23 protein-coding genes are annotated in these 25,181 nt (G+C 40.5%); 6 read left to right on the top strand and 17 right to left on the bottom strand.

Annotation, left to right across the window (positions count from 1 at the left end; genetic code table 11):
- Window positions 1-9 precede the first annotated feature (9 nt).
- The 3 genes from AFM12_RS17030 to AFM12_RS17020 all read right to left on the bottom strand — a co-directional run bounded on the left by AFM12_RS17030 (window position 10) and on the right by AFM12_RS17020 (window position 2,833).
- The gene (locus tag AFM12_RS17030; protein ID WP_131458437.1) at window positions 10-591 is read right to left on the bottom strand and encodes a hypothetical protein; all 582 of its coding nucleotides are present in this window, start codon (window positions 589-591) and stop codon (window positions 10-12) included.
- Window positions 584-1,195 (bottom strand): DUF502 domain-containing protein, encoded by a 612-nt coding sequence (locus tag AFM12_RS17025; RefSeq protein ID WP_055150761.1) that lies wholly within the window; start codon window positions 1,193-1,195, stop codon window positions 584-586. The genes AFM12_RS17030 and AFM12_RS17025 overlap by 8 nt, the downstream gene beginning before the upstream one ends.
- 66 nt (window positions 1,196-1,261) lie before the next feature.
- Window positions 1,262-2,833, bottom strand: coding sequence for a DUF4139 domain-containing protein (locus AFM12_RS17020; protein ID WP_082391398.1), 1,572 nt, complete (start codon window positions 2,831-2,833; stop codon window positions 1,262-1,264).
- 177 nt (window positions 2,834-3,010) lie between these two features.
- Here AFM12_RS17020 and AFM12_RS17015 point away from each other — a divergent pair, with 177 nt between their 5' ends.
- Complete coding sequence (locus AFM12_RS17015) at window positions 3,011-4,084, top strand: Ldh family oxidoreductase (RefSeq protein WP_055150755.1); 1,074 nt, start codon at window positions 3,011-3,013, stop codon at window positions 4,082-4,084.
- 18 nt (window positions 4,085-4,102) lie between these two features.
- Here AFM12_RS17015 and AFM12_RS17010 read toward each other — a convergent pair whose 3' ends face one another.
- On the bottom strand, window positions 4,103-4,717 hold the full coding sequence (locus AFM12_RS17010; protein WP_055150752.1) for a hypothetical protein: 615 nt from the start codon (window positions 4,715-4,717) through the stop codon (window positions 4,103-4,105).
- Window positions 4,714-5,157 (bottom strand): GNAT family N-acetyltransferase, encoded by a 444-nt coding sequence (locus tag AFM12_RS17005; protein WP_055150749.1) that lies wholly within the window; start codon window positions 5,155-5,157, stop codon window positions 4,714-4,716. The genes AFM12_RS17010 and AFM12_RS17005 overlap by 4 nt, the downstream gene beginning before the upstream one ends.
- A 157-nt stretch (window positions 5,158-5,314) precedes the next feature.
- On the opposite strand from AFM12_RS17005, the gene AFM12_RS17000 reads away from it, so the two are divergent.
- Window positions 5,315-6,184: a carbon-nitrogen hydrolase gene (locus AFM12_RS17000; protein ID WP_055150746.1), complete on the top strand. Its 870-nt coding sequence runs from the start codon at window positions 5,315-5,317 to the stop codon at window positions 6,182-6,184.
- Window positions 6,185-6,190: 6 nt separating this feature from the next.
- On the opposite strand, the gene AFM12_RS16995 is transcribed toward AFM12_RS17000, so the two are convergent.
- From AFM12_RS16995 to folP, 10 genes are all read right to left on the bottom strand, one after another.
- On the bottom strand, window positions 6,191-6,982 hold the full coding sequence (locus tag AFM12_RS16995; protein WP_131458435.1) for a DUF5694 domain-containing protein: 792 nt from the start codon (window positions 6,980-6,982) through the stop codon (window positions 6,191-6,193).
- A 134-nt stretch (window positions 6,983-7,116) separates the two neighbouring features.
- The gene (gene sufB / locus AFM12_RS16990) at window positions 7,117-8,562 is read right to left on the bottom strand and encodes a Fe-S cluster assembly protein SufB (RefSeq protein WP_055150740.1); all 1,446 of its coding nucleotides are present in this window, start codon (window positions 8,560-8,562) and stop codon (window positions 7,117-7,119) included.
- Window positions 8,563-8,652: 90 nt separating this feature from the next.
- Window positions 8,653-9,138: a hypothetical protein gene (locus AFM12_RS16985; RefSeq protein WP_131458433.1), complete on the bottom strand. Its 486-nt coding sequence runs from the start codon at window positions 9,136-9,138 to the stop codon at window positions 8,653-8,655.
- Window positions 9,135-10,241 (bottom strand): lipid-A-disaccharide synthase, encoded by a 1,107-nt coding sequence (gene lpxB / locus AFM12_RS16980; protein ID WP_055150734.1) that lies wholly within the window; start codon window positions 10,239-10,241, stop codon window positions 9,135-9,137. The genes AFM12_RS16985 and lpxB overlap by 4 nt, the downstream gene beginning before the upstream one ends.
- 1 nt (window position 10,242) lies before the next feature.
- Entirely contained in the window at window positions 10,243-10,656 is a 414-nt protein-coding gene (locus AFM12_RS16975) for a 6-pyruvoyl trahydropterin synthase family protein (RefSeq protein WP_055150731.1), read from the bottom strand.
- A 49-nt stretch (window positions 10,657-10,705) separates the two neighbouring features.
- On the bottom strand, window positions 10,706-12,598 hold the full coding sequence (locus AFM12_RS16970) for a TonB-dependent receptor (protein ID WP_055150728.1): 1,893 nt from the start codon (window positions 12,596-12,598) through the stop codon (window positions 10,706-10,708).
- A gap of 36 nt (window positions 12,599-12,634) precedes the next feature.
- The gene (locus tag AFM12_RS16965) at window positions 12,635-13,939 is read right to left on the bottom strand and encodes an AMP-binding protein (RefSeq protein WP_055150725.1); all 1,305 of its coding nucleotides are present in this window, start codon (window positions 13,937-13,939) and stop codon (window positions 12,635-12,637) included.
- A complete protein-coding gene (locus AFM12_RS16960; protein WP_055150722.1) occupies window positions 13,936-15,060 on the bottom strand; it encodes a thiolase family protein in 1,125 nt (374 codons plus the stop codon). The genes AFM12_RS16965 and AFM12_RS16960 overlap by 4 nt, the downstream gene beginning before the upstream one ends.
- Window positions 15,061-15,129: 69 nt before the next feature.
- Window positions 15,130-17,184, bottom strand: a complete 2,055-nt coding sequence (locus AFM12_RS16955) for a T9SS type A sorting domain-containing protein (RefSeq protein ID WP_055150719.1) — start codon at window positions 17,182-17,184, stop codon at window positions 15,130-15,132.
- A 111-nt stretch (window positions 17,185-17,295) separates the two neighbouring features.
- A complete protein-coding gene (gene folP / locus AFM12_RS16950; RefSeq protein WP_055150716.1) occupies window positions 17,296-18,126 on the bottom strand; it encodes a dihydropteroate synthase in 831 nt (276 codons plus the stop codon).
- Window positions 18,127-18,194: 68 nt separating this feature from the next.
- Here folP and AFM12_RS16945 point away from each other — a divergent pair, with 68 nt between their 5' ends.
- Genes AFM12_RS16945 through AFM12_RS16935 form a run of 3 tightly spaced genes read left to right on the top strand, consistent with a single transcriptional unit; the run spans window position 18,195 to window position 20,397 of the window.
- Entirely contained in the window at window positions 18,195-18,728 is a 534-nt protein-coding gene (locus AFM12_RS16945) for a DUF1599 domain-containing protein (RefSeq protein ID WP_055150713.1), read from the top strand.
- Complete coding sequence (locus tag AFM12_RS16940; RefSeq protein WP_055150710.1) at window positions 18,728-19,840, top strand: BT_3928 family protein; 1,113 nt, start codon at window positions 18,728-18,730, stop codon at window positions 19,838-19,840. The genes AFM12_RS16945 and AFM12_RS16940 overlap by 1 nt, the downstream gene beginning before the upstream one ends.
- Before the next feature lie 38 nt (window positions 19,841-19,878).
- Window positions 19,879-20,397: a shikimate kinase gene (locus tag AFM12_RS16935; RefSeq protein ID WP_055150707.1), complete on the top strand. Its 519-nt coding sequence runs from the start codon at window positions 19,879-19,881 to the stop codon at window positions 20,395-20,397.
- Between the two features lie 76 nt (window positions 20,398-20,473).
- On the opposite strand, the gene AFM12_RS16930 is transcribed toward AFM12_RS16935, so the two are convergent.
- Window positions 20,474-21,982 (bottom strand): PorV/PorQ family protein, encoded by a 1,509-nt coding sequence (locus AFM12_RS16930; RefSeq protein ID WP_055150704.1) that lies wholly within the window; start codon window positions 21,980-21,982, stop codon window positions 20,474-20,476.
- 123 nt (window positions 21,983-22,105) lie between these two features.
- Complete coding sequence (locus AFM12_RS16925) at window positions 22,106-23,467, bottom strand: hypothetical protein (protein ID WP_055150701.1); 1,362 nt, start codon at window positions 23,465-23,467, stop codon at window positions 22,106-22,108.
- A gap of 235 nt (window positions 23,468-23,702) precedes the next feature.
- Here AFM12_RS16925 and proS point away from each other — a divergent pair, with 235 nt between their 5' ends.
- Window positions 23,703-25,175: a proline--tRNA ligase gene (proS, locus tag AFM12_RS16920; RefSeq protein ID WP_055150698.1), complete on the top strand. Its 1,473-nt coding sequence runs from the start codon at window positions 23,703-23,705 to the stop codon at window positions 25,173-25,175.
- Window positions 25,176-25,181: the final 6 nt, after the last annotated feature.

The following is a 25,181-nucleotide window of genomic DNA, read 5'->3' as shown; positions in this document are numbered from 1 at the left end:
AAAAGACCGTCAATACTGGAAAACCAATAGACGATTCTTTTCATTGATCCTGATCCGGTTGTAGAATTTCTGGCGGTTGCCAATCATTACCCGACCGACTTCAATTCCAGCAAGAAGAGCAAGACTACCTGTACTTTGCCAGGGTGGGCGTTTGAAGTAAATCCAGTCAAAAGCGAACGGAAGAAACATTAGAGGATTGAATTTATATTCAATACCAGGTTTGAGATTCCTCTTAAAAATGAGATCAACTTCATTGAGATAAAACATTCGATTGACATTCTTTTGCATGGTTTGGTCAAAATAAGTCAATGAAAAAGTGGAATCGGTAACAGCCGTTAATTGACCATAAAAGCGGGCTCCAAAATCATTTCTAAAGTTAAACTCTTCTCCAATAAAGCGTTTCCGCCTGTTCTTCCCCCCTACCTTGTCGATAACAAGATACTTTTCATGATTCACCAAGGCACGGTATTCGTTCGGCCGGTTTTCCTGCAGGAGCTCCTCAACCGTTTTAGGCCGACGCATATGGGGTTCCTGAGCCGAAACCTCCAAAACCAATAATGATAGAAATAAGAACAGTAGAGTTTTATTCATCTTTTGCGTTTGAACTTTCAGACATGGATACCCCACCGGAAATGATCAGCTTCATGGCTTCGGCAGAGGAAATTGAGACCGGCTTCACATTTTCTTTCGGAACGATAAACATATCTCCGGAGAACGCATAACTATGAGGGCAATACACCGCCACTGAATCATCTTCTCCTATTTCATCAAAACTTTCCTGAGTTAGAAAACCAAGTTTTCTAACATTTGACTGTTTATTTAAGGTGATTAAAACGGGCGTTTTAAACTTCTTTTTATCTCCTACAAAAGCTGAAATAAGGTCTTTAAAAGCGGAATAGAAAATTCGAATTAATGGAAGGTTTTTTATTCCATTCTCAATCCAGTTTTGCAAAGTTTGAGGTAAAAGCCGACTGAAAATAAAACCAATCAATCCTGTAAAACCAACAACCAATAAAAAGCCGAGACCCGGTATAACAATTTGTTGATTTGGCGTATCCGACGGAAAACTGAACCGAAACAAACTATCCACAAAATCAAAGGCACTATATAGGATAAGGATAGTAAAACCAACCGGGGCCACAAAAAGCAGCCCACGAATGAAATAGTTTAGCAGTGCTTTAAAAAGCTTATTCATTGTTCTCGTTCTTTGACTCAAATGTATTTCAAAAGCTGCTCAAATAATCTTTTGAAGTCCTAAAATTTACAAATTCGCCACTTGTTTATCTTTCGGATATTTCACCTCATACTTCAATGGGATTTTAACTTCCCCATTTCCAGATACCTCAATATCCCATGTAATAACCCCCGTTTCAGGTTTTAAAACACCATTTCCTTTTTCCTCAATATCAACAGTAATGTCCGAATCCTGAGAAACAGGAACCTGATCTTCTACCTTTACTTTAAGAGGCTTTGCACGTGAATTTGAGAGAATAATCTCATAACCAAATGACTCCCGGATATTGGAGCCGAAAGTTCGGCGTTGCTTAAAATCCTTAATTTCTTTTCGCCCTACTGTCAATCGCTCATCACGCCCGAGACTAATCTTCATTTTTTTCCCAGTTCCCGGATCTGATAAATAGGTTTTCCCAACAAAAGCTCCCTCAAAATAAACATTTCCCTGAGCCGGGATAAAGCCATATTGATCCCAATCTTCAATTTCAGCGACTAAAAAGCCATTGGTATCAAATCTCGGCGTGGCATAAGTGATGTAATCTGCCTTAATGCTTTCCTGCTGAACCTCAACCGTTTCAGGTGTCCCTGATTTTATGGAGTAAGGCACTGAAATCACGAATTGCTTATTAAGAGTGGTTTCTACTAATTCAGAGAAATCTGCAGCTGAACCAACTTCAGCTTCAACCATTTCCATAGCAGGAGCCATGGCGGCGTCTTCCATTTTGGCAGAACGAGCCCGCATAGGTACTGGAGGCCTGTTCTCATAGAAATACAAATAAGTAGGATTTAATTCAGGCTTTACTGTTCTTCTGTTGACCCTAGCGGTTGATAAAGTTAATTTCACATCCTCCCAATCAACGCCTGTGTTTTGCCTAACCTCTGCTTTATAGGACAATTCAATCGGGCTATCCGTATTTTCCACTCTCAAATCATAAGAAGGGCTCCAACCAGTGTTATACACCAAATAAGTGAGATCGAGCTCTGCCTTACCTGCTCTTTCGGCTTGAATAGTAAGTAGCACTTTACCCAGAGGCAGATTTCGGGATGGATCAGTTTGCATCTGCTTTTGAATGCCTTCCTTTTCCTCATTTAATTTTTTGAGCTCTTTTTTGAGAGCCAATCGCTCGTCACCCAGCTGGGTCAACTTCTTTTTGAAGTAGACACTCATTTCTTCTAGATCTGCAGAGTAGAGATCGTCATTATCACTTTTGATTTCGGTATTATCCATCACCATTTTCTGTTCATCTCTATTGACCTCCAGCTTCATTTCAGTGATATCTATTTTGTCTTGCACCTCTTCAAGCGACACCTGAAAAGCCTTTTGTTTCTTGCTAAGAAAGTCTTTCTCAAAATTTACCGAAAGAAGTACGAAATTACCACGACCTCCTACTTTGATAGAATTCTGATCAATGGTAGAGGGTAAATCTGTCACTTCAATAATTGACCTACCCCCCAGAAATTCCACATTTACTTTTGAGTTAACCATAGCCTGATTCACATAAACAGTAATATCAGTCATTTTGGCCTTTGAACTGATATTTTGTTGTGCAAAAGCAATGGTACTTAGAAAGAGAAGAGTGGTGAATAATGTATTTTTCATTTTTGTGTTTTTTAACCTCTTTCGGTCTGTTTTGTCTCAATTTAACTAGAAAGATGCAGTTTGCTTATAAGCGTAAAACGTTTTTAAGCTTTTTTAGGTCTTAAAGTGGCTATTTTTTTATCTAGGCCTGAAAGAGGCGGAGCTTTTTGATAATTTCGCAAACAAAAAACAGAAACCATGTCCTTTGAACCCCAAAAAATCAGATCATTTACAGAGCAAGTATTCCTCGCCATTGGCTGCTCAGAAACTGACGCCAAACAGGCTGCTGACGTTCTGATATCAGCTGATTTAAGTGGTGTGGACTCCCACGGCGTTGCCCGACTGGCGGGTTATGTCAGACTGTATGATCATGGGCGTTTAAACCCGAAACCAGAGGTCAAAATAGTCCATGAGACCCCTTCCACGGCAACTATTGATGGTGACAAAGGTCTCGGCTTGGTGGTAGCCCCAAAAGCCATGGAAATCTGTATCGAAAAAGCAGAAAAAGTAGGCAGTGGCTGGGTTTCTGTTCAAAACTCCAATCACTTTGGTATTGCAGGTTATCACTCTTCACTCGCTCTTCAAAAAGATATGATCGGCTGGGCTATGACCAATGCAGCTCCATTGGTAGTACCAACTTTCTCAAAAGAAAAATTATTGGGAACAAACCCCATTTCAGTAGCGATACCCGCTAAAGAACAGCCTGCTTTCCTTGCCGATTTCGCCTCTACGGCTGTGGCCTATGGAAAAATGGAAATCTTGCAAAGACAAGGAAAACCAGCTCCATTAGGCTGGGTGCAGGATGCCGAGGGCAATCCAACAACCAATAATAACGCGGTAAAAGAAGGCGGTGGACTTTTACCACTTGGCGGAGACCGAGAAAGTGGAAGTCACAAAGGTTACGGTCTGGGAGCTATCGTGGATATTTTCTCCGGAGTACTTTCAGGAGCAAACTTTGGCCCTTGGGTACCTCCGTTTGCCACGGCGGGTTTTCATGGAGTAGCAGCGGAGCAAGTGGGCAAAGGAACAGGCCATTTTCTGGGAGCAATGCGTATCGACGGCTTCAGACCAGCCGATGAATTCAAAGAAAATATGGACATCTGGATCAACCGTTTCAGATCAGCCCCGGCGGTAGATGGCGAAAAGGTTCAAATTCCCGGAGATCAGGAAAGAAACTTTAAAGCCGAACGACTAAAATCTGGTTTACCACTCAATGATAAGGTGGTGGAGAGTTTGGAGGAGCTGAGTAAGAGGTTTGGGATTGGGTTTTGACCTGAATGAGCACACAATTTAGGAAACCCACCGACCAAGATCCGCAATATATATCCACTTCTCGTTCTCGAATCTGTATAATCTGATCCATCCATGGCCACAGCGTGAACCACAAACATATCCAAATTCTAGTAAGCCGAATCGCCCATCTTTAGTAAGAACGGGGTGAGAAAGGAAAGAATACTTTTGAAAATGACTTATCTCCCAATTTTCTAATTTTTCTTTTAGTTCGCTTTGTCTTACTTCAGGCAAACTCTCCCAGTTTTGGATATACTCTGTTGAATATTTATTTTCAAAACTCTGAAATACATACTGTTCTGGAAAATCTATTGGTAACCATGCTGTGGTATCAGGGGTTTTAATAATTTCAACCAGCTCATCCCGAAGCTCCATTGTCATTTCATTACCAAACCTTTTTTCAACCAAACCATAATCCTGCATCCACTCAAGCCAATATTTGGAATGAGCCCGGCTAAACCTACTAGACTTACCAAGAACTGCAAAACTTGTATTTGACTTTCCAATAATTTCAAGTTTTTTAATTCTTTCTTTATATGTTTCATCGGATATAGGCCTTTTAGGCACTACCTGAACGTTATAAAGTATATTGAAAATAAGAAATATTTGAATCATAGTAATTCTCTGTTAAAAGTTTTTACCATCTCAAAATGCTCCATTCCCACTTCTTCAAAAGGCGGCTTTGAGGTTTTGATATATCCTAACTTCTCATAAAAGCCTACGGCGTAGTGACGGGCGTGCATTTTTATCTTTTTGAGGCCTTGTTGCCTTGCATATTGTTCAAGAGCTTCCACTAGAAGAGCTCCGATTCCCTTGCCCTGAGCAGCTTCAGCGACGGCCATTTGCCTTAATTTACCAATCTCTCCCTCGATTTTGAGAATCACCACCCCAATAAGTCCTTCGCCATCAATAGCCACAAAATGAATTTGATTAGGCTCATCACCGAGATCATCATTTTCAATGCTTAGGCCAATCGGTTTTCTCAAAACATCATCTCGAAGCTTTAATTCTTTTGGGTACCATTTACTGTGAGTATCAATCCTTATGATTTCCATTTCCGAGTTTTAGACTTGGCGAATTAAGGAAAAACCAACGGATCATTTCAAAATCTCAAGAACTCTTTCGTGATTTGTGCCGTTCCGAAAAATAGTTAAAAGACGAAAGAGTATCTCATGTCTTTTGTCTTATATCTTTTGTCTTAAATCTTGTTTCATGAAAGTAAATGTAGGTCTTGTTCAGATGAGCTGTGTGGCAGATGTGGAAACCAACATCCAAAAAGCTATGCAAAAAACACGGGAAGCCGCGGAGAAGGGTGCCAATATCGTTTGTTTACAAGAACTTTTCACTTCGCTCTATTTCTGCGATGTTGAAGACCCTGAAAACTTCAATCTGGCAGAAGCCATTCCCGGACCTACTACTCAACGTTTTCAAGATTTGGCGAAAGAACTTGGTGTTGTAATCATCGCGTCTCTCTTTGAGAAAAGAGCGAAGGGACTCTATCATAACACCACTGCCGTTATCGACGCTGACGGTTCTTATCTCGGCAAATATCGTAAAATGCATATTCCCGACGACCCGGGTTATTATGAGAAATACTATTTCACTCCGGGAGATTTAGGTTATAAAGTTTGGGACACCAAGTTCGGAAAACTAGGTGTGCTCATCTGTTGGGACCAATGGTACCCTGAAGCTGCCAGAATTACCTCTTTGATGGGTGCCGAAATCCTTTTTTACCCAACAGCCATCGGCTGGGACACTACCGAAAAAAGCGAGATAATTAATAAAGAACAATATGAAGCCTGGCAAACCATACAGCGAAGTCATGCCGTAGCCAATGGTGTTCATGTGGTTTCTGTCAATAGGGTCGGGCGTGAAGCGGACCAGCAATTCTGGGGTGGTTCTTTTGTGGCCAATCCTCACGGCCGATTACTCTATCTTGCCTCTCATGATCAGGAAGAAGTACATGTACAAGAAATAGACTCGGAGGTGACTGAATACTACCGCACGACCTGGCCTTATTTCAGGGACAGAAGAATTGATAGCTATCAGCCGATTACAAAAAGATATATTGACGAAGGGTAGTTTTTACTATCGCAAAATCTTCTCTATATCCACGACTTCAAAAACAGGGTGACTTTCCAGAATGTTTTTGAATATTTTGGCGTGAGCAGCTCCGTAAACGATCAGGATTCTCTTATCGGTGCTTCGTAAATGCGAAATGAGATTTTGAATAATCTTAAGGTTTCTATAATACTCTCTGGACGTAATTTCCGCTCCAATTCCTGCCGCGTTATTATCCATCCATGAAAGAGTGTTTACGTACTGTAGCTCACGTAAATACGACTCCTTATTCATTTGAATCAAATGCTCTTTGAGTGGAAGCGACTTCCATTGCTCATGCTTTTGTAGCATTGATTGAAAAGTAAATTTCGCCAATCCGTCTGTTCTGAAATGTTGCGAAACCCCCGGTTTACTGGCAGAAATACTTTTTGAAAAATCGGCCCATTTTTTTTGAGCCTCATTATGATACAGTTGCTCACCCTCTGAATGGTCATAATTGATGCAGAAAACACCTCTTTGCAGATTTAAAATCTTTGCTATTCGAATACCAAACTGAAAAATTTCGTTTTCCAGAATTTGGCCATTTGTAGGTAATTTTCCCTCTTGATATTCGGCATACACCTTATCCCACAGACCCTGAGCTGAAGGGGTATTTTCTACAAAGATTTTATCTAGCTTGAAAGCGGCGAGCTTTCTAACAAGAGCCCGCACCTCTCGCTGACGTTTCCGGGTAAGAATATCATCAACACCGGCATCCTGAAAATCAGAAGTCTCTCCAATATGAAAAGTGCCCAGAATTGCGACCTCGATATGATTCATTTCAGGTGATTGTCCTCGAGCCGAGGAGACACCAATTATTATCAGGAAAACTGCAAAAAAGCTTTTCATATCCACCTAATAAACGCAAAAAGGCTGCCAATTGGCAACCTTTCCACTAATTCTATATTTTTCGTTTATCCAACGGAGCCTTCCAATGAAATCTCAAGAAGCTTTTGAGCCTCTACAGCAAACTCCATTGGCAACTGGTTCAGCACTTCCTTAGCATAACCATTAACGATCAAAGCGACTGCAGCTTCTGTGTCAATTCCTCTTTGATTGCAATAAAACAGCTGATCTTCTCCGATTTTAGAAGTGGTAGCCTCATGTTCAACAGAAGCTGTTGAGTTCTTCACTTCAATGTAAGGGAAAGTATGTGCACCACACTTATCTCCCAAAAGCATGGAATCACATTGAGAATAGTTTCGTGAGTTTTCGGCTCGTTTAGCTATTTCCACCAATCCACGATAAGAATTCTGACTCCTACCTGCGGATATACCTTTTGAAACAATTCTACTTTTGGTGTTTTTACCCAAGTGAATCATCTTAGTCCCCGTATCAGCTTGCTGGTAATTATTAGTTACGGCTACGGAATAAAACTCACCGATAGAGTTATCTCCTTTCAAAATCACCGAAGGATATTTCCAGGTTACAGCAGAACCCGTTTCTACCTGAGTCCAGGATATTTTTGAGTTATTGCCAGAGCAAAGACCTCTTTTGGTTACGAAGTTGAAAACTCCACCTTTCCCGTTTTTATCACCCGGGTACCAGTTTTGTACCGTTGAATATTTAACCTCAGCATTTTCACCGGTGTAAATTTCTACCACAGCCGCATGAAGCTGATTTTCATCTCTTTGAGGAGCAGTACAACCCTCAAGATAACTAACGTATGAGTCATCATCTGCAACGATCAAGGTACGTTCAAACTGACCGGTTCCTGCAGCATTAATTCTGAAGTAAGTAGAAAGCTCCATTGGGCATCTTACTCCCTTCGGAATATAACAGAATGAACCATCAGAGAAAACTGCCGAGTTTAATGCAGCATAAAAGTTATCTCTGACAGGCACAACGGAGCCAATATATTTTTTAACCAATTCAGGGTGATTTTCAATAGCCTCCGACATAGAGCAGAAGATAATCCCCTTTTTGCTCAATTCTTCTTTGAATGTTGTGGCCACCGAAACCGAATCGATAACGGCATCAACGGCTACACCAGTTAGCCTTTTTTGCTCGTTGAGTGAAATACCCAATTTCTCAAAAGTGGCTCTCAATTCAGGGTCAACTTCATCAAGGCTATTGAGTTTTTTCTGCTGTTTTGGTGCAGAGTAATATTTGATAGCCTGAAAATCAGGCTTTTGGTAGGTCACATTTGGCCACTCAGGCTCCACCATATCTTTCCAGACACGATAGGCCTTCAGACGCCATTCCAGCATCCATTCTGGCTCTTTTTTCTTGGCAGAAATAAATCTGACGATATCTTCATTCAGTCCCGGAGGAGCTTCATCAGCTTCAATATCAGTATAGAAACCGTACTTATAGTCCGATCCTGTTATTTCTTCAAGTAATTCTAAGTCTTTTCTCATGTTTCTTTTACCTCAACCTCCAAAACAAGGGCTACGTTAAATACGTTCTGCAAAGGTAGAATTATTCTAAATAATACCCTTGGTTTCTCTCTAATTTACCGACTCAAAGATGACGGTAATTTCAAAAGTCTCATTATTCAGAGTTACTGTAGTGGTACCAGAAAAAGTATTTTCTGTAACATCAGACAATGTGAACGTAGGATTGTCCACAGATCTACCCAAAAAAACGAAACGATCAATAGTTATACTACTCTCATCAGCAGACAGCTCCCAATTTGCCGTAAGAATGGTGTCCGGGTCGTTTGGATTGCATTTAGTAGCTCCCTCTTTAAACTCATAAGAGAAGTTTGAGTATAAAGTAATCTGATTATCTGTCACGCAAGGGTTTTGTGATGCGATCAGGTTTACTTCAAGGTCTCCTTGCTTAGCAACACCATCCTGCACCTGCCATGTTTTTGAGGAATTATTGGTCAAGAGCTCAATAACCGGCTTTTGCTCTCCGGAGTCAACAGGGTCTTTTTTACAAGCTACAAGCACCAATAGGAAAGTACTAAGAAGCATCAATTTTTTCATCATATGAATTGTTCGTTTAAGATTATTTTTGCGGCTTCATTTGAAGCTTTTTTATCACCTAGAATAACTTTAAGTTTCTGATATGAAACTAACTGCTTTTCCTTGATTTTAGTATCCTCAATTAAACCATGAAGTGCAGTGTAAAGGTTTGTCGTGGTAAATTCTTCCTGAATAAGCTCATTGACCACTTCTTTGTCCATTATCAGATTCACCAATGAAATAAACTTCACCCTGATCAGGTTTTTGGCCAAGAAATACGTCAATCCTGAAGTTTTATAAACCACTACCTGGGGCACATCAAAAAGGGCTGTCTCCAGCGTAGCAGTTCCTGAAGTCACCACGGCAGCATCCGCAATGGCCAACAAATCATACGTTTTGTCATATACGACCTCGCAGTTTCTCAAACAGCCGAAATAACCATACTGCGATTTTTCCAGATCACTTACACCAGCTATAACAAAAAGAACATCATCAAACTTCTTGGCCAAAACCTTCATTTGATCAGCCATTCGTTGTACTTCTTTTGCTCTGCTGCCGGGCAATAAAGCCACCACATGACTAAACTCTTGAGGCAGAGAATCTTTGAAGCTTTGATCAGGTTTAAAGTCATTTATCCGCTCTACTAACGGATTACCAACATAACTCGTTTTTATACCTTTAGAACTAAAATAGTCTTCCTCAAAAGGCAATATGGCTAGTAACCAGTTTACATTTTTCCTGATGGATTTGTTTCTGAGCGAATTCCACGCCCAGGTTTTGGGAGCAATGTAATAGAAGACCGGAATACCCTTCTTCTTTGCCCATCTGGCAATTCTCAGATTAAATCCACTGTAATCTACAAGGATAAGTGCAACAGGCTGAAATTCAAGAATTTGCTCTTTGCAGGCTTTAAAAAGCTTTCTGAGTTTACCAATGGAACTCAGAAAATCAAGCCCCATAAAAGCCAGATCTTTGTAATTCTGACGAATTTCCACACCGGCTTGCTCCATTTCAGCTCCGCCCCAGCCCATGAGTTGAACTTGAGGCTTCTTTTTTTTGATAGCCACCGAAAGATTTCCGGCATGGAGATCTCCGGATTTTTCACCAGCTATCAGAAAATACTTCATCTTATTTTTTCCCGAAATATTGAGCGAAGTGGTTCTCGGTTTCCTGTAGTTTAATTTCATAAAGCTGAACCCCGTATCTCTCTTTAATTACGGGTTCAAGTATATTCCAGACGGCAATGGCGAAATTTTCACAGCTTGGAAGAATACCCTTCAAGAAGTCAACATCATCATTAAGGTATGTATGATCTACCTTGTCAATAATAACCTCCCGAACCAGATCTTTGAGTTTTTTAAGGTCCATTACAAAACCTGTATCCTCTTCCACTTCACCCTCAACGGTTACAAAAAGCTCCCAATTGTGCCCGTGCATCCTACTGCAAGGCCCAAAAACCTCCCAGTTTTTCTCTGCAGACCATTTTGGATTGTACAATCTGTGAGCTGCATTAAAGTATTCCCGCCTCGTAATTCGTATCATTCACTCGAAAATTTCTGCAAAAGTAGTATATATTTCGTTTCTACTTAAACTACAAAGTTAATTTAAGTCCAGTGCTCAGCCATCTGCCAGGCTGCTCTACAAAACCGAAGTCAAAATATTGATAATCAAATAGGTTTTGAGCATCAGCAAAAATCTCAAACCTTTTTCGGCTGTAGGCAATTCTTGAGCTCACTAAATGAACCGGCCTATAAGATTCAGGTGCCACATCGGCACTTGCCTGATAGGCTCCTTCACGTTGTTGATAGTTATAGGTAAAAGAACAATTCAAATACTTTGCAAAAGCTAAATTGACACTTGCTCCCGCATTATGTCTTAGAAAATTGAGCGTATAAAATGATTGAAAACCATCCTCCCTTCTATCAGCAATAAGATATGCATAGTTAAATCGAATGTTTTTCAAAACCCCTTCAGTAAACTGATATGTCGCTGAGGCTTCAAAGCCTGCCATATTGATATCATCAATATTCTCCATTTCAGGTACTGACTTTTCCGGTCTTTTCACTTTATCAATGGCATCAGAAGTCTTCTTATAAAACAAACTTGTATTCAGTAACCATTGACTGCTCGCATATTTGTAACCAATTTCTGAATTGATTGCTTTTTCAGGAAGCAATTCAACATTCCCTCTTACCGTAGAGGTATTCAGATAAAGCTCTGTAAAAGTTGGGAAGCGAAGTGATCGGTTTACCGTTCCATACACTGTATGCCCACTGGCCGGATAAAAAGAAATGTCAACACCAGGGTAAAGTTCAGTGCCAAATTGAGAATTAAAGTTAACAAGCGACCCAAGGCTCACTCCCCACCTATCCCATTGTTTCTGATGCTCTGCAAAAAGGGAATAATTATCTCGTGTTAAAGCCTTATTATAAAAAACTCTTGAATAGCCTTTTACAGCTTCAGGAGATTCAACAGCCTCTCCAAGCCGATTACTTTTGATCCCTTCCCGACGAAACTCAAACCCGCCAGATGTAATTCCAAAATCTGAGCGATAACGTAGTTTTAAATCTACATCATAAACATCAGATTGATGAAAATTGACGTTTTGAATGAGAGTATCACGGTACTTATTGAAATCATACAAATCATTATGTCTTCGATAAGACAAATTTGCCGTGGCCACCAGCCTGTTTGAAAAATTATGGACTCTCGTCAAAGCCAGAAAATTAGCATTGGTCTCCTCATATTGTTCAAAAAACAAAGGATGATAAAAATTTGAGGCTCCAAATTCCTGTGACGTTAATCCCCCCTGTAACGTCCATTCACCGAGTTTATCACCCCATCGATTAATGGAATATAAGTTTCTGCGATCAAAGGCCGTGTTGTAGACATAGCCGTCAGACTTCATCTTAGACCAGCCCATGCTACCAGAATATACCCCTTTGTTTAGAGTAACGTTTTGGCCAAAATTGGTCAGTCCAAATTGCCCAACAGAAGCATTGCTTTGTAAGCCTGATTCCGGTTTTCGTTTAGTAATGATATTAATAATACCACTAAAAGCCGCCGGACCATAAACCCTTGAAGCTCCACCTTGCAAAACCTCTATTCGCTCAATCATCTCCAGCGGAACAGGGATATTCATACTGTGGTGTCCGGTCTGAGGATCATTGATTTTTATCCCATCAATCATCACCAGAGTCTGATCAAAATGCCCTCCCCTTATACTTACATCGGCCTGAACACCAAGTGGGGATCTGGAGCGAACATCCACATTAAGGGCCTGGGACAAAGCCCCGGCAATTGTCTTTACGGGTAAAGACTCTATAGTTTTGGAATCAATCAGTGTAATATTTCTGGCCGTTTTCAAAACGGAAGTGGAATTGATATTACCTGTAACCTTGACCTCTGAGAGGTCAATAAATAATGAATCCTGAGCAAACAAAGACTGCGTTAAAAACGCGAGTGTTAATATTTTTTTTAGCATTGAAAGTTATATAAAATGTAAGAATTAAACTGATTGTCAAGCAACCAGTTCTTCTTCATTCATTTTACTCAATGCTTTAAAATCTATCTTCCCGGCCTCCGAATGAGGCATTTCCTGAAGTTCTGTAAAGAAGTTGGGCTGTTTAGACTTTGGAAGTTTTTGATCAAGATAAACTCTCAAATCTTCCTTAATGATAGTCCCTATCTCTCTTTTTGAAGTAAAGAAAAGAGTTAGTTTCTCTCTGCTAATACTTTTGACAAGAGCAACTTCCAGCACCAGACCGGAACTCATCGCCAGGTTTTCAATTTCCTGAGCGTAAATATTAAGGCCACGACGATTAAACATTCGCCCTTCCCTACCCAGTAAAATCAACTTGTCATCTTCAAAATAACCAAGATCATTTACCGTGGCTAAAGATTCGTAATCGGGAGAAACGTATGGACTATCCACCGTAATCCGGTTTCCACTGATCACAATTTCTACTTCAGGAAAAGCCGAACCAACAGATGCAGGATTCACGAGGATATCCTGATTCTGATGATATGAAACATGGCCTAACTCAGCCGCACCATAATATTCGGTAATTTGAGCCTCGGGAAAAGTGGACATCAGCCCTTTAACTGTAACAGAATCCAGTTTTTCACCAGCAGTAACAAAAGACCTTATTTGAGATAGAGAAACTCCTTTATTGATCAGCAGCCTTGCATGAGAAGGCACCATAAAAACAGAAGAAACAGATTCGGACATAAAGGTTTCCGTCCAAATTGAAGCCTCCATTAAACTTCCAAGTACAACCGTAGAACCTTGCCACAAACCATGCAAAACAGCGTTAAGGTTAGCAGAATAGCCTAAAGCATCGACGGCAAAGATTTTATCTTTCTCACTAATCCCAAAAACTGTTGACTGATGAACAAATGCCTTCTCCCAGTTGTCATTTGTTTTCCAGATAACCTTACTTTTCCCCTCAGAGCCTGAAGATAAAATTCCTAAAAAGGTCGATTCAAGAAAATGCTTAGAGGGCATTTCCTTCGGGATATCATCCAATACACTTACATAAAGTGCATTATACTCCTGCGTTAGTTTTTCAATTTGATCAGAAGGTATATCCTTAGGTAAAACAATGACCCTCTTCTTAAAAAGGTTGGCTGCCAAAACGGCTGCCAATGCTTCGGGAGCTTCTGTTTGAATAAGGAAAGTAGAGAAGCCCGATGATAAAAACAGTTCTTTAGTTTTTTCAATAAGGCTTACAAGATCAGAATAGCTCATTTTAGCACCTCTGTAAGACAGTGCTACCTTTTCAGGTGTATTTTGAGCATTTTGATATATTCTTTGTGCTATCATGAAAGATTCTCCACCACTACAGAGGCTCCGAACCCGCCCGCCACTCCGGCAGATAAAAGGCCAAATTTCCTATTTTCTTGCTTCAAAGCCAAAACCAGATGCATAAGATTCATCATTCCCGACGCGGCATATGGGTGACCGAAGGCAAGGTTACCTCCCAAAACGTTTATCTTATGCTCAGAGACACCGAAATGCTTTGAGAAAGCCAAAGGTTTAACACCAAAAGATTCATTGATTTCAAAGAGATCAATCTCTGAAATGTCAAGATTCAACTTATGAAATAAGTTTTCCACACCAATAATCGCACCCTCAGGAGCTGTATCCGGGTCAATTCCGATAAGCTCAACATGTCTTAATCGGGCCATGGGCCTTAATCTGTGTCTATCACCAAAGCCTTCTCCGGATAGAAGTGCAATACACGCACCATCATGATAATGAGCTGTATTTGTACGATTGATGTAAAGACCATTTGAAGCTCTTTCAAGCGTTTCTTTTGTTAAATCAAACCGAATGGTCTGATCTATTCTACCCTGATTCTCAACATCTAAAACATGGTTTCCGTAGGCCTCAGTCTTAGTAAACTTCTGAGCTTTTTGGTGACTACTCAAAGTCCATTTGTTCAACTCTGAGCTGGCAATATTATACTTCTCCCCCAGCTTTTGGGCAGATAAATTCAAATTTGTATTTGCCAAGGGGCTAAAATCTGCCACCTCCAGCTCTTCATCATCAGGCCTTCTTGGATCATTTCTATGATACCTTCTCTCGGGACGAAGAGAGTTACTTTCAAGCCCACCGACTAGAGCGGATTCAGCCATGCCTGATTGAACCAAAGAGGAACCCAAACGAAGAGCCTGATAGCCACCGCCACATTGAAGATCAATAGTAGATGAAAGAGATGATAATTTCAGTCGGGAAAGTAAAGCCGAGTATCTGGCCATATTGCCCATGGTGCCAATAGAATTCGCCAAAAGAAGCTCAATAGACACGTCATATAAGTTATTCCTCTCAATAAGCGAATCGATTAAAAATGCAGCGGCCTCCTCAATGGTCGACTTTTTGTAATAGCCTCCCCTCTTTCCAGTTGGAACCCTAACGATATCATAGATGAAACTATTGATCATATTGAGCACAAAATAAACGAAAAAAGGCGACTCGTTTGAGTCGCCTTTTCATTCTATATTTATCTAGAATTAATACTTATAGATCTTACGGGAAACTTTGGTTTTACCATCGGTCAAAATCACCATTTGGTAAGCACCAGGCTTGAGATTTGAAAGATCTAAGGAAGCCTCACCATCCACAAGCTTAACGCTTCTGGAAAGTACCGTTCTGTTATCCTGATCAATTAAAGTAATCGTACTTCTTTCACCAGCCATTCTGAGATTGATAGCATCTACAGTTGGGTTAGGGAAAACATTAACCAAACCAGAAACCTCGACATACTCAACTTCAGCTGTCTCAGATGGATCAGAAGTTCCAACATCATTGGTAGCCTTCACTCTATACCAATAAGTATTTCCCGAGGTTACATCAGAATCAGTGAACTTCGTAACGTTTCTTCCGGTCGTTCCAATTTCAGTCCAGGTTGAACCATCTGTTGATCTCTCAACGATAAACCCAGATTCTCTCTGCGAATCATCTAACCAACTCAGGTTAACACTACCAGATGCAATAGTCCCCTGAAGGTTGTATGGTGATTTTGGCTCTTTGGTGTACTCAACGGTCACAATAACTACTTCAGAATAAGGCCCGTCACCATATTGGTTCACACCTTTAATTCTGTAACTGTAAGTATTACCCTCCTGAAGAGGCTTATGATAAAACATACTTGAGTTAGCTACCATAGAAGTTAAATAACTCCAGTCGCCTTCATTCATTCTATAATCAACAATAAACCCGGTTTCATCATCTGCGATGTCGGTAAAGCTTATCAAGTTCTGAATTTCTCCCAAAGGATCAGCACTTGTTGCAACAGCAAGACCAGTTGGAGCATCAGGTGGGCCTAAGGTTCTAATCCAAATTTGTTGTGATTGAGCACTTGTACCATAGGTATAATTTCTTTGGATCACTCTGATACCTACCCATGTTTTCGGTTTTAGATTCTCAATCAGGTAGTTAGTTGCATTGCCATATGTTACATCAAGTCTACTTCCTGTTGTTCCGTCTTGGAAAAGAAAATCAAGCTGAATCTCCACAGCGTCTATGAAACCATCAGAACAAGGAGAAGTACCCGGTAACCAAGAAATATTAATGGTATTTTCAGTCTTAGTTTCTTCTGAACCCGTTAAACCCGAAGGAGGATTCATAGTATATGGAGGGACATTAACCGTCAACGGATCAGAGTTTATTAAACCAGTTTCATTAAAAGTCGCAATTACGATATTCGCCGTTTGGCCGGGAGAAACGGATACCGTACTTGTTATAACAGCTGACATAAATCCGGAATCTACAATTTGACCATTAACAGAAACTGTAAATTGATCAGCCAATGAAGGATTACTATATACGGCCTGAACAGTAACCTTCTCTGCACACGTCTGTATCACAGTAAAGCTATCAGGCTTTGGAGGAAAATCACGATTGGTTTTGATAACAATCTCGTTACTGTAGATCTTGTTACCACCTTTAATCGCCACTACTCTGAACCTGTAAGAAGTATTTGCCATCAATCCTGTAACCTGACGAGGAATCTCACTACCTGGAATAGTAAAAACAGGACCTGAAACCCACGGGCCATTTGGTGCCATATATTCTACCATGAAATTGTCTTCGCCATTTACATTGTCAACAACATTGAGGGTTACCGAATTTTGATTCTTATTCAGTTCTCCTACTGTAACGCTTCCCGTAAACTGAACGTAAGTGTATGCTGTAGTTTGATTATAAGTAGACTCAAATAAGCCGACTGGATCTGATTCAACTTTTACTTGCCACACATAAGTAACTCCGTCTGTTAAACCAGATACTGGATGGAAATAATCCTCAGCACCTGTAAATGGTATAGTCGCAATTGTTGTGAAAGTAGCACCCCCATCGCTTGATTGTTGCACGATAAAATTGAAAGAACCTGGAGTTGATGTTTGCCAAGTAAAAAGCACCTTTCCACCATCCCCTTGTGCCTGAAAATGAGCATCTGTTGGGCCTACTATGATGGTAGGAGGAGCTGCATACCCTTTGGCAGCCACCAAAGCCATTAACACCACAGTCAGTAAAGCTCTGGTAAACACGTAAATTTCCTTTTTCATGTAGAATTAAAGTTTATTGTATTAATCGTAAATATAGATCATTCAAAACCCTCGTCGAAAGCATTGATACTTAAAATTATAGAAAATTATTTTACGGTCTCCGCCATCCGCTTATAAAATATTCTGAATCAAGAGGTTTCGGACTTCTACCGCCTCTTTAACATCATGAACCCTCAAAATGGCCGCTTTTTTCGTTAAAGCAACAGTATTCAGAACCGAGGTTCCATTCAGGGCTTCTTCTGGTTTTATAGCCAGTTTTTTCCAAATCATACTTTTCCGTGAAAGCCCTGCCAAAAGAGGTCGATCAAGCACCTGAAATTGTTCAAGGTGCTTCAGCATGCAATAATTCTGTTCAACGTTTTTTGCAAAGCCAAAACCGGGATCAACAATAATGTCCTTGACACCTAATTCACTAAGTCGATTAATTTTCATTTCCAGTTCTCTGATTACCTCTAGTATTAAATCCTGATACTGATTTAAAGAGCTCATTGTTGCAGGAGTTCCCCTCATGTGCATAAGGATATATGGCACCTGCAAATGTGCTACAGTCTCAAACATTTGATCATCAAGGTTACCACCTGAGACGTCATTGACAATTGCCGCTCCGGCAGCCACAGCTTCTTTGGCAACTTCTGCTCTGAAAGTATCGACCGAGACAGGAATTTGTGGATACATCTTACCGATGAACTCAATTGCAGGCAAAATACGCCCTAACTCCTCCTTTAAACTGACTGCTTCAGCATTTGGCCGTGTGGAGTACCCTCCTACATCAATAATATCAACACCTTCTTTTACCATCTGAGCGACCCTATTTTTGATCTCTGAAAATCCTTCCGCACGACTCCCGGCATAGAAAGAATCGGGTGTAGTATTAAGAATCCCCATGATCTTTGGTTGGCCCAAATCCATTAGCTTTCCTTTAACATTGATAAGTTGTTTCATGGTAAATTGAATTGCCTTAATTTTATAGCTTTGCAAATCAACAAAATTTTGCCCTTTCCCTACATCTAATGCAGAAAACAGAATCTCAGTATAAGGCGGTGATTGACAAATGCCGCGATATATTCTCAAAGAAAAATTCAGACTACGGCACTTCATGGAGGATTTTAAGACTCCCTTCAATTACTGATCAGATATTCATCAAAGCTCAGAGAATCAGGACTATTCAGGAAAATGGCTTCTCAAAAGTAGACGAAGGGCAGACTTCTGAGTTCATAGGCATCATCAATTATTGCGTTATGGCTCTAATTTTGATTGAAGAAAAAGAGAAAAAAGCAATAGACGACAACTTAACCTCTGAGTATGCCAAAAGAATTGACGAAGTGATGGCTCTGTTGTTTAACAAAAACCATGACTACGGCGAGGCCTGGAGAGAAATGCGAGTAAGTAGCATGACCGATATTATTCTGATGAAGCTTTTGAGAATTAAGCAAATTGAGGATAATCAGGGAAAAACAATTATCTCTGAAGGTGTTAAAGCTGGCTACCAGGATATCATCAACTATGCTGTTTTCTGTATGATTAAACTTGACGAAGAAAAATAATGAAACTGATTGCAAACATTGCCAGAATACTGGTAGGTATTGAGTTTATCTTTTCTGGTTTTGTAAAAGTGGTGGATCCTTATGGCACAGGCTTGAAGCTTCAGGAATATTTTGAAGTGTTCGCTGAAGACCTTCCTGCATTAAGTGGCTTTTTTGAACTACTCGCAGGTCAGGCTCAGTTCCTATCACTGGTTTTTTGTGCTGCTGAATTAATTCTTGGAGTAGCCCTTCTTTTTTCCTTCAAAATGAAGAAAACAGCGTGGATTGTTCTTGGCCTGATGGCCTTTTTCACCTTCCTTACTTTCTATTCGGCATATTTTAACAAAGTAACAGACTGCGGTTGTTTTGGTGATTTCCTTCATTTAAAACCATGGCATTCCTTTTATAAAGACATTTTCAGCGTTGCAGTAATTCTTATAATTTTTGCCTACCGTAAAAAATACAATGAGTCGTTTCTGGCGAAACCGGCCACTTTTCTAGCTACCATAATTGCATTTGGCATTGGATTATATGCCAAACGATATCTGCCAATCCTCGACTTCTTACCTTATGCTGAAGGCAAAAGTCTGCCAAAACAAATGGAGCCGACAGGTGTCAAACCTATTATTGAGTATACCTTCCTCGATAAAGATGAGAATAAGGAGATTGAATCAATAGAATATCTGATGGACACGGCCAGGTATAAGTATGTTTCATCAATCGTCCTTAATGAAGATGATCTAAAACCAAAAATCACAGATTACGCCGTTTCTGATATTGAAGGTAACGATTACACTCAGGAGTCGTTTAACGGCAAAAAAATGCTCATTATCTTCAAAAAAACGGACGGAGTCAGCGAAGAGGAGCTCAGCGAACTCAGTCAATTAGGTCAAGAACTGGCCGGCGAAAATATTGAATCTATGGTTCTCACCTCTTTGATCCTTGACGATTTCAAAGGCTATTTTGAACAACACAAATTACCGGGCAATTTCTACAATACCGATGAGAAGGTTTTAAAGGCCATGGCCAGAACAAATCCTGTGATTTATGTGTTAAACGATGGTGTGGTTAAAGGAAAATGGAGTGGCCACAATATTCCATCTAAAAATGAGGTTTTAGAAATACTGGATTAAAATTAATTGTTAATAGATTAAAGAACTGTATATAACGAATGACCACTAATATTTATATGTTAGGGATGCCTTCATCAGGCAAAAGCACACTAGGAAGACAATTAGCCAAAGAATTAAACTACGATTTCGTAGATCTTGATCGAAAGATTGAAGTAACTGAGGGAAAAAAAATCAAAGAAATTTTCAGACTTGAAGGTGAAGACTACTTCAGAAAAGTAGAAACCGATCAGTTGAGAAAAATTCCGGTGGATAGCAAACTTGTTATAGCTACCGGAGGAGGAACCCCGTGTTTTAATGACAACATCGATTATATCAAAGAAACTGGCATCAGTGTTTTCCTTGATGTTTCACCGGAAAACCTGGAAGAAAGAATGCGATCTTCAAGAAAGAACAACAGACCGATGTTTAAACTTGAAAATGACGATTTGCTAACTACGCTTCAGGAAACTTATAATGAGCGTATTGAGATATACAAAAAAGCAGATATCGTTATTGAAGGAGATACCGATGCAAGCACCATTATGTGGATTTTGGACGCTCAATTTGCAAGAGGATAACGGAAGAAAAGGTATAATATAAGTAAAAGAGCGGCCCATAAGCCGCTCTTTTTTAATTCTCGATATCCTCATTTCTCTAAAAGAATGTACCAACTGTAAATGTTAAGATACCTGAACGGTTAGTCGTTACTGCCGTATCAAAGTTCTCTGGCACGCTCAACACGTACGGCGAATATGCTGTATCAAAACTGTTCGCAGAATAAGAAGCATCTGCAAAGAATCTTGCAGAACGGAACCCTGCTCCTCCTGACAAAATCAGACTTGAACGATTTAAGCCATTATCAGAAACATAAGGGTCGGCCAAATAATTGACTCCACCTCTTACTCTGGCCTTTCCGAATCTGAACTCTGCACCTCCTTTAAGATTGATAACATCTTTATAATAATCCTCTATACCTCTGTTTTGCTCACTACTCCAGGCCTGACTTTGCTTGTCATTGACATTCATACCGCCATACCCTACGTATTCAGCCTCAGCACTAATTACACCAATTTTACCTGGCAATACATACCCTAAGCCCGCGTTGGCTCTCAACGGCGTAGTAATTCTGTAATCAAATTCACCGGGAACCACTTCAATTGTCTGAAAATCTGTTTGAAATGTATTTGGCTTCTGGTCAATATTAATTGCCGAATAGAAAGTCTCGCGTGTTCTCAAGGCTGTTGGTGTGGTAACGTTTAACCCAAAACGTACATCATCTGTAATTCTGTAAATCATCCCAATTGAAAGGTTCACTCCTGTACCCCTCACAACCAGCTCATCCTGATTTGCGAAAGCGTTGAAAACTTCTCCATTAGGAAAAGACTCATCATGCCTGTTTATGGAGTTGTAATTCAAGCTCTGTAACCCAACAGAAACACCCAGATACGTTTTATCCTGAATATTAGCTCCGTAACTCAGATTTAGCTGACCAAGGTTACCTTGCTCTGAAACCCTGCCCGATTGACTAACCGGAAAACTTGGTTCTACCACAACATATCCATTTTCGTATGGGTCAATCATGTAGGCCTGATAATACATAGCTTCAGGTGTGTCTGCAATTCCAGTTACAGGATCAAACTCAGAATCTAATGTTGAAGAATTAGCTCCTCTAAAAGTAGCCTGCTCTGCAAAGTAATCTTGAATGGAGCTCGCATTATTATCTCCCTGATAATCAAACTCATTGTGAAAATTGACCAGATTATTATAACTAATCCCAAAACTTGACTTCATTTTTGACTGACCTCTACTTTTTCCATTGAAAATAACTGAAACGTTACCAATAGAAGAGTTCGAAGAATTTCTGATGGCAGATTGCCCCAAATAATTGGTTGTTGTAGAAGAACTATTGAACGATGGGGAAATACTAAACTCTGATCTGTTATAAAAACCAAGACCTGCCGGGTTTACGAAAGTATTGCTGGCATCTCCGCCTAAGGCTGTAAAGGCACCTCCCATACCTGAGGTACGTGCCGTTCCGTAGTTTTTATATTGAGAAAACTTAAAAGCGTCTTCTCCGTAGAAGTGGCCACTAACGTCTACCTGAGCTTTCAGTGTAAAACTGATAATAAAGGCTAATACTGCTATTACTAATGACTTTTTCATATCTATTTATGTGTTTTAGTCCAAACAAAGGTCAAAAAAATCCCCGCCAAACTTCGTTTGAAACTCTGGCGGGGTATTATCTTTTATACTTCCACCACCTTAAAGTGATGTCTGACTTATGTTCTATCTTGGCCCTCTTGAACCACCTGAAGAACCTCCACTACTTCTTGAGCTTGAGCCACCACTACTTCCTCTTGAGTAGCTTCCGCTGCTTGAACCTCTACTAGGACTTGAGTAACTACCACTACTTCTTGAAGGAGTACTTGGTCTACTGTAACCGCTATCCCGGCTTCCCGAGTTCGGACTGTATGATCCTGAAGTTCTGTTTGAGGCGTTACCTCTGCTAAAGGTGCTTCCTGTTGCAGAACCTGAACTTCTGACCGCAGTCCTGTTAAAAGTACCTGTTCTTGAGCTTGTCCCTGTGCTTCTGCCATAAGAAGAAGAACCTGAGCTAGCAGGAGAGTATGCTCTGCCACTACTAGTCGTTCTGTTAACTCCTGATCTTGTCATTGAGTTACCTGAACTTCTTCTGGTGTAGCTATCATAAGATGTAGGTCTGTTACTTCTTGCTACAACACCGTTGGCCCTGGAAGTTAATTCGCCTCTTGTTGCTGTTTGTGTACCGGTACTCATTCTTCTTGACGAAGCTGTTGCCGCAGGCCTTCTGGTATTCACAAAACCATCATTATAGATACTCGTAGATCGGCCACCAATTCTTGGTCCGTAAGTTCTCTTCGTTCCGAATCTGGTATCATTAAAGGCTCTGCTAGCAAAAACAGGCTGAGCTCCATAATACGGGGACCATCCGTTTGCGAAATTGTTAAAACCATATCCATACATTCCGTAAGAGCCATATCTATAACCCCATGGAGAATATGCATAGCTACTGAAACCCCAAGGAGACATTCCGAAACTGTTAAAACCCCATGGTGAGCTCCATCCAAAAGGGCTGTAACCATAAGATAATGCCATTCTTGTTGCTAACGGCACATAGCCATAAGCACCAAAGAACATATTTCCTCCACCCCAAGGGCTGTATCCCAAGGCATTCCAAGAGTTCCAGGTATTCCATGTGTTCCAGTTGTTATAACCGAATCGGTTCCATGAGTATGGTGTATTCCAGGCGTAATCGTTCCAGCCTTCTGAGTACCCATCAGCATATCCTGAAGAATAACCTGCATCAGGTGAAACATTTCTATTTAACTCTCTGGAGCTTATATAATTTTCATCATAATAAGCATCTGTACCATCTATAGTTGTATCTACCGGCATACGGTCATATGCATCGCTGTAATTTTCCAGATAATCAGGAGCATAAGAATCTGCTTTCTTAGAAACCGTTGGTGAATAAACCACACGGGCACTTTCTGAAGAACCATAAAGATCATCATACTCACCGTTACTCACTACAGTCTTGCTGGTGGAGCAGGCTGAGAAAACAGCCGCAGCCATTATCGAGAAACCTATATATTTTAAACTTTTCATAGTTCTATTGATTATTCAATTATTACAATCTATCTGTTAGATGCAGATTGGCAGCTTTAGGTTGCATCACTTTTATAAAATATTAACTCTGTTAACAACTTCTTAACAATGTGAACCTGCAGTTACATACAAAACTACCTAAAAAACTTATCTTTGCAAGCCCGTTTGAAACCTTAACAAATTGTTAGGCAAAAGGGTTTAGTTAGACAGTTTTCTAAATATTAATACATGTAAAATGGCAAAAGGGCTTCCTTCAAGAAGTGAAAATTATTCTGAGTGGTATAATGAGTTGGTAAAACGTGCCGATCTGGCTGACAACTCCGATGTACGAGGCTGTATGATCATAAAACCTTATGGCTTCGCAATCTGGGAAAAAATGCAACGTGCTTTGGATGATATGTTTAAAGAAACGGGGCATAACAATGCTTATTTCCCACTTTTTATTCCCAAATCATACCTCTCAAAAGAAGCCAGCCATGTAGAGGGCTTTGCCAAAGAATGTGCGGTAATTACCCATTATCGTCTCAAAAACGATGAAAATGGAAATGGTGTTGTCGTTGACCCGGAAGCCAAATTAGAGGAAGAGCTTATCGTCCGACCTACTTCGGAAACAGCTATTTGGAGTACCTACAAAAAATGGGTTCAGTCTTACAGGGACTTACCTATTCTCTTAAACCAATGGGCTAACGTTGTTCGCTGGGAAATGAGAACAAGAATATTCCTGAGAACTGCCGAATTTTTATGGCAGGAAGGACACACTGCTCACGCCACCCGCGATGAGGCCGTAGAGGAAACCGCCAGAATGCTTGATATCTACGCCAAATTTGCCGAAGAATGGATGGCGGTACCGGTGGTAAAAGGTCGTAAAACAGCCAATGAGCGTTTTGCCGGGGCGGAGGACACCCTTTGCATAGAAGCTTTGATGCAAGATGGTAAGGCTCTTCAAGCCGGCACTTCCCATTTTCTTGGGCAAAATTTCGCAAAGGCATTTGACGTAAAATTCCAAAGTAAAGAAGGATCCCTCGAATACGTATGGGGAACCTCATGGGGTGTAAGTACCCGTTTAATGGGTGCCTTAATCATGGCCCACTCTGATGATCAGGGTCTTGTATTACCTCCAAAACTGGCACCCATTCACGTGGTCATAGTGCCTATTTATAAAGGTGATGAGCAACTCGAACAAATCAGACAAATCATTACTCCGTTACTAAATGACTTAAAGGCTGCCGGAATAAGCATAAAATTTGATGATGACGATCAGGCGAGACCAGGTTGGAAATTCGCTGAATATGAAATGAAAGGAGTGCCAGTGCGGGTGGCTGTGGGAATGAGGGATCTGGAACAAGGTTTAATTGAAATTGCCAGACGAGATACACTTTCCAAAGAACAAAGGCCACTAGAGGGCTCGGCCCAATACATTATTGACCTGCTGGATGAGATACAATCATCAATGCATAAAAAAGCTCTCAACTTCAGAGAGGAAAACACCACCGAAGTTAACTCATGGGATGATTTTACATCTCAGATAGAAAAAGGTGGGTTTATCTCAGCCCACTGGGATGGAACGCCTGAAACAGAGGACAAAATCAAGGAACTCACTAAAGCAACGATTCGTTGTATCCCTTTCGATGGAGATGCTTGTAAGGGTAAATGTATTTTGACCGGTAAGCCTTCAGAAAGAAGAGTGCTTTTTGCGAAAGCATATTAAATCAGA

Origin of the sequence: Jiulongibacter sediminis, from assembly GCF_001306455.1 — a bacterium.
Taxonomy (GTDB): Bacteria; Bacteroidota; Bacteroidia; order Cytophagales; family Spirosomataceae; genus Jiulongibacter; species Jiulongibacter sediminis.
The sequence above is the reverse complement of the archived record's forward strand: the minus strand, read 5'-3'. Positions and strand labels throughout refer to the sequence as shown.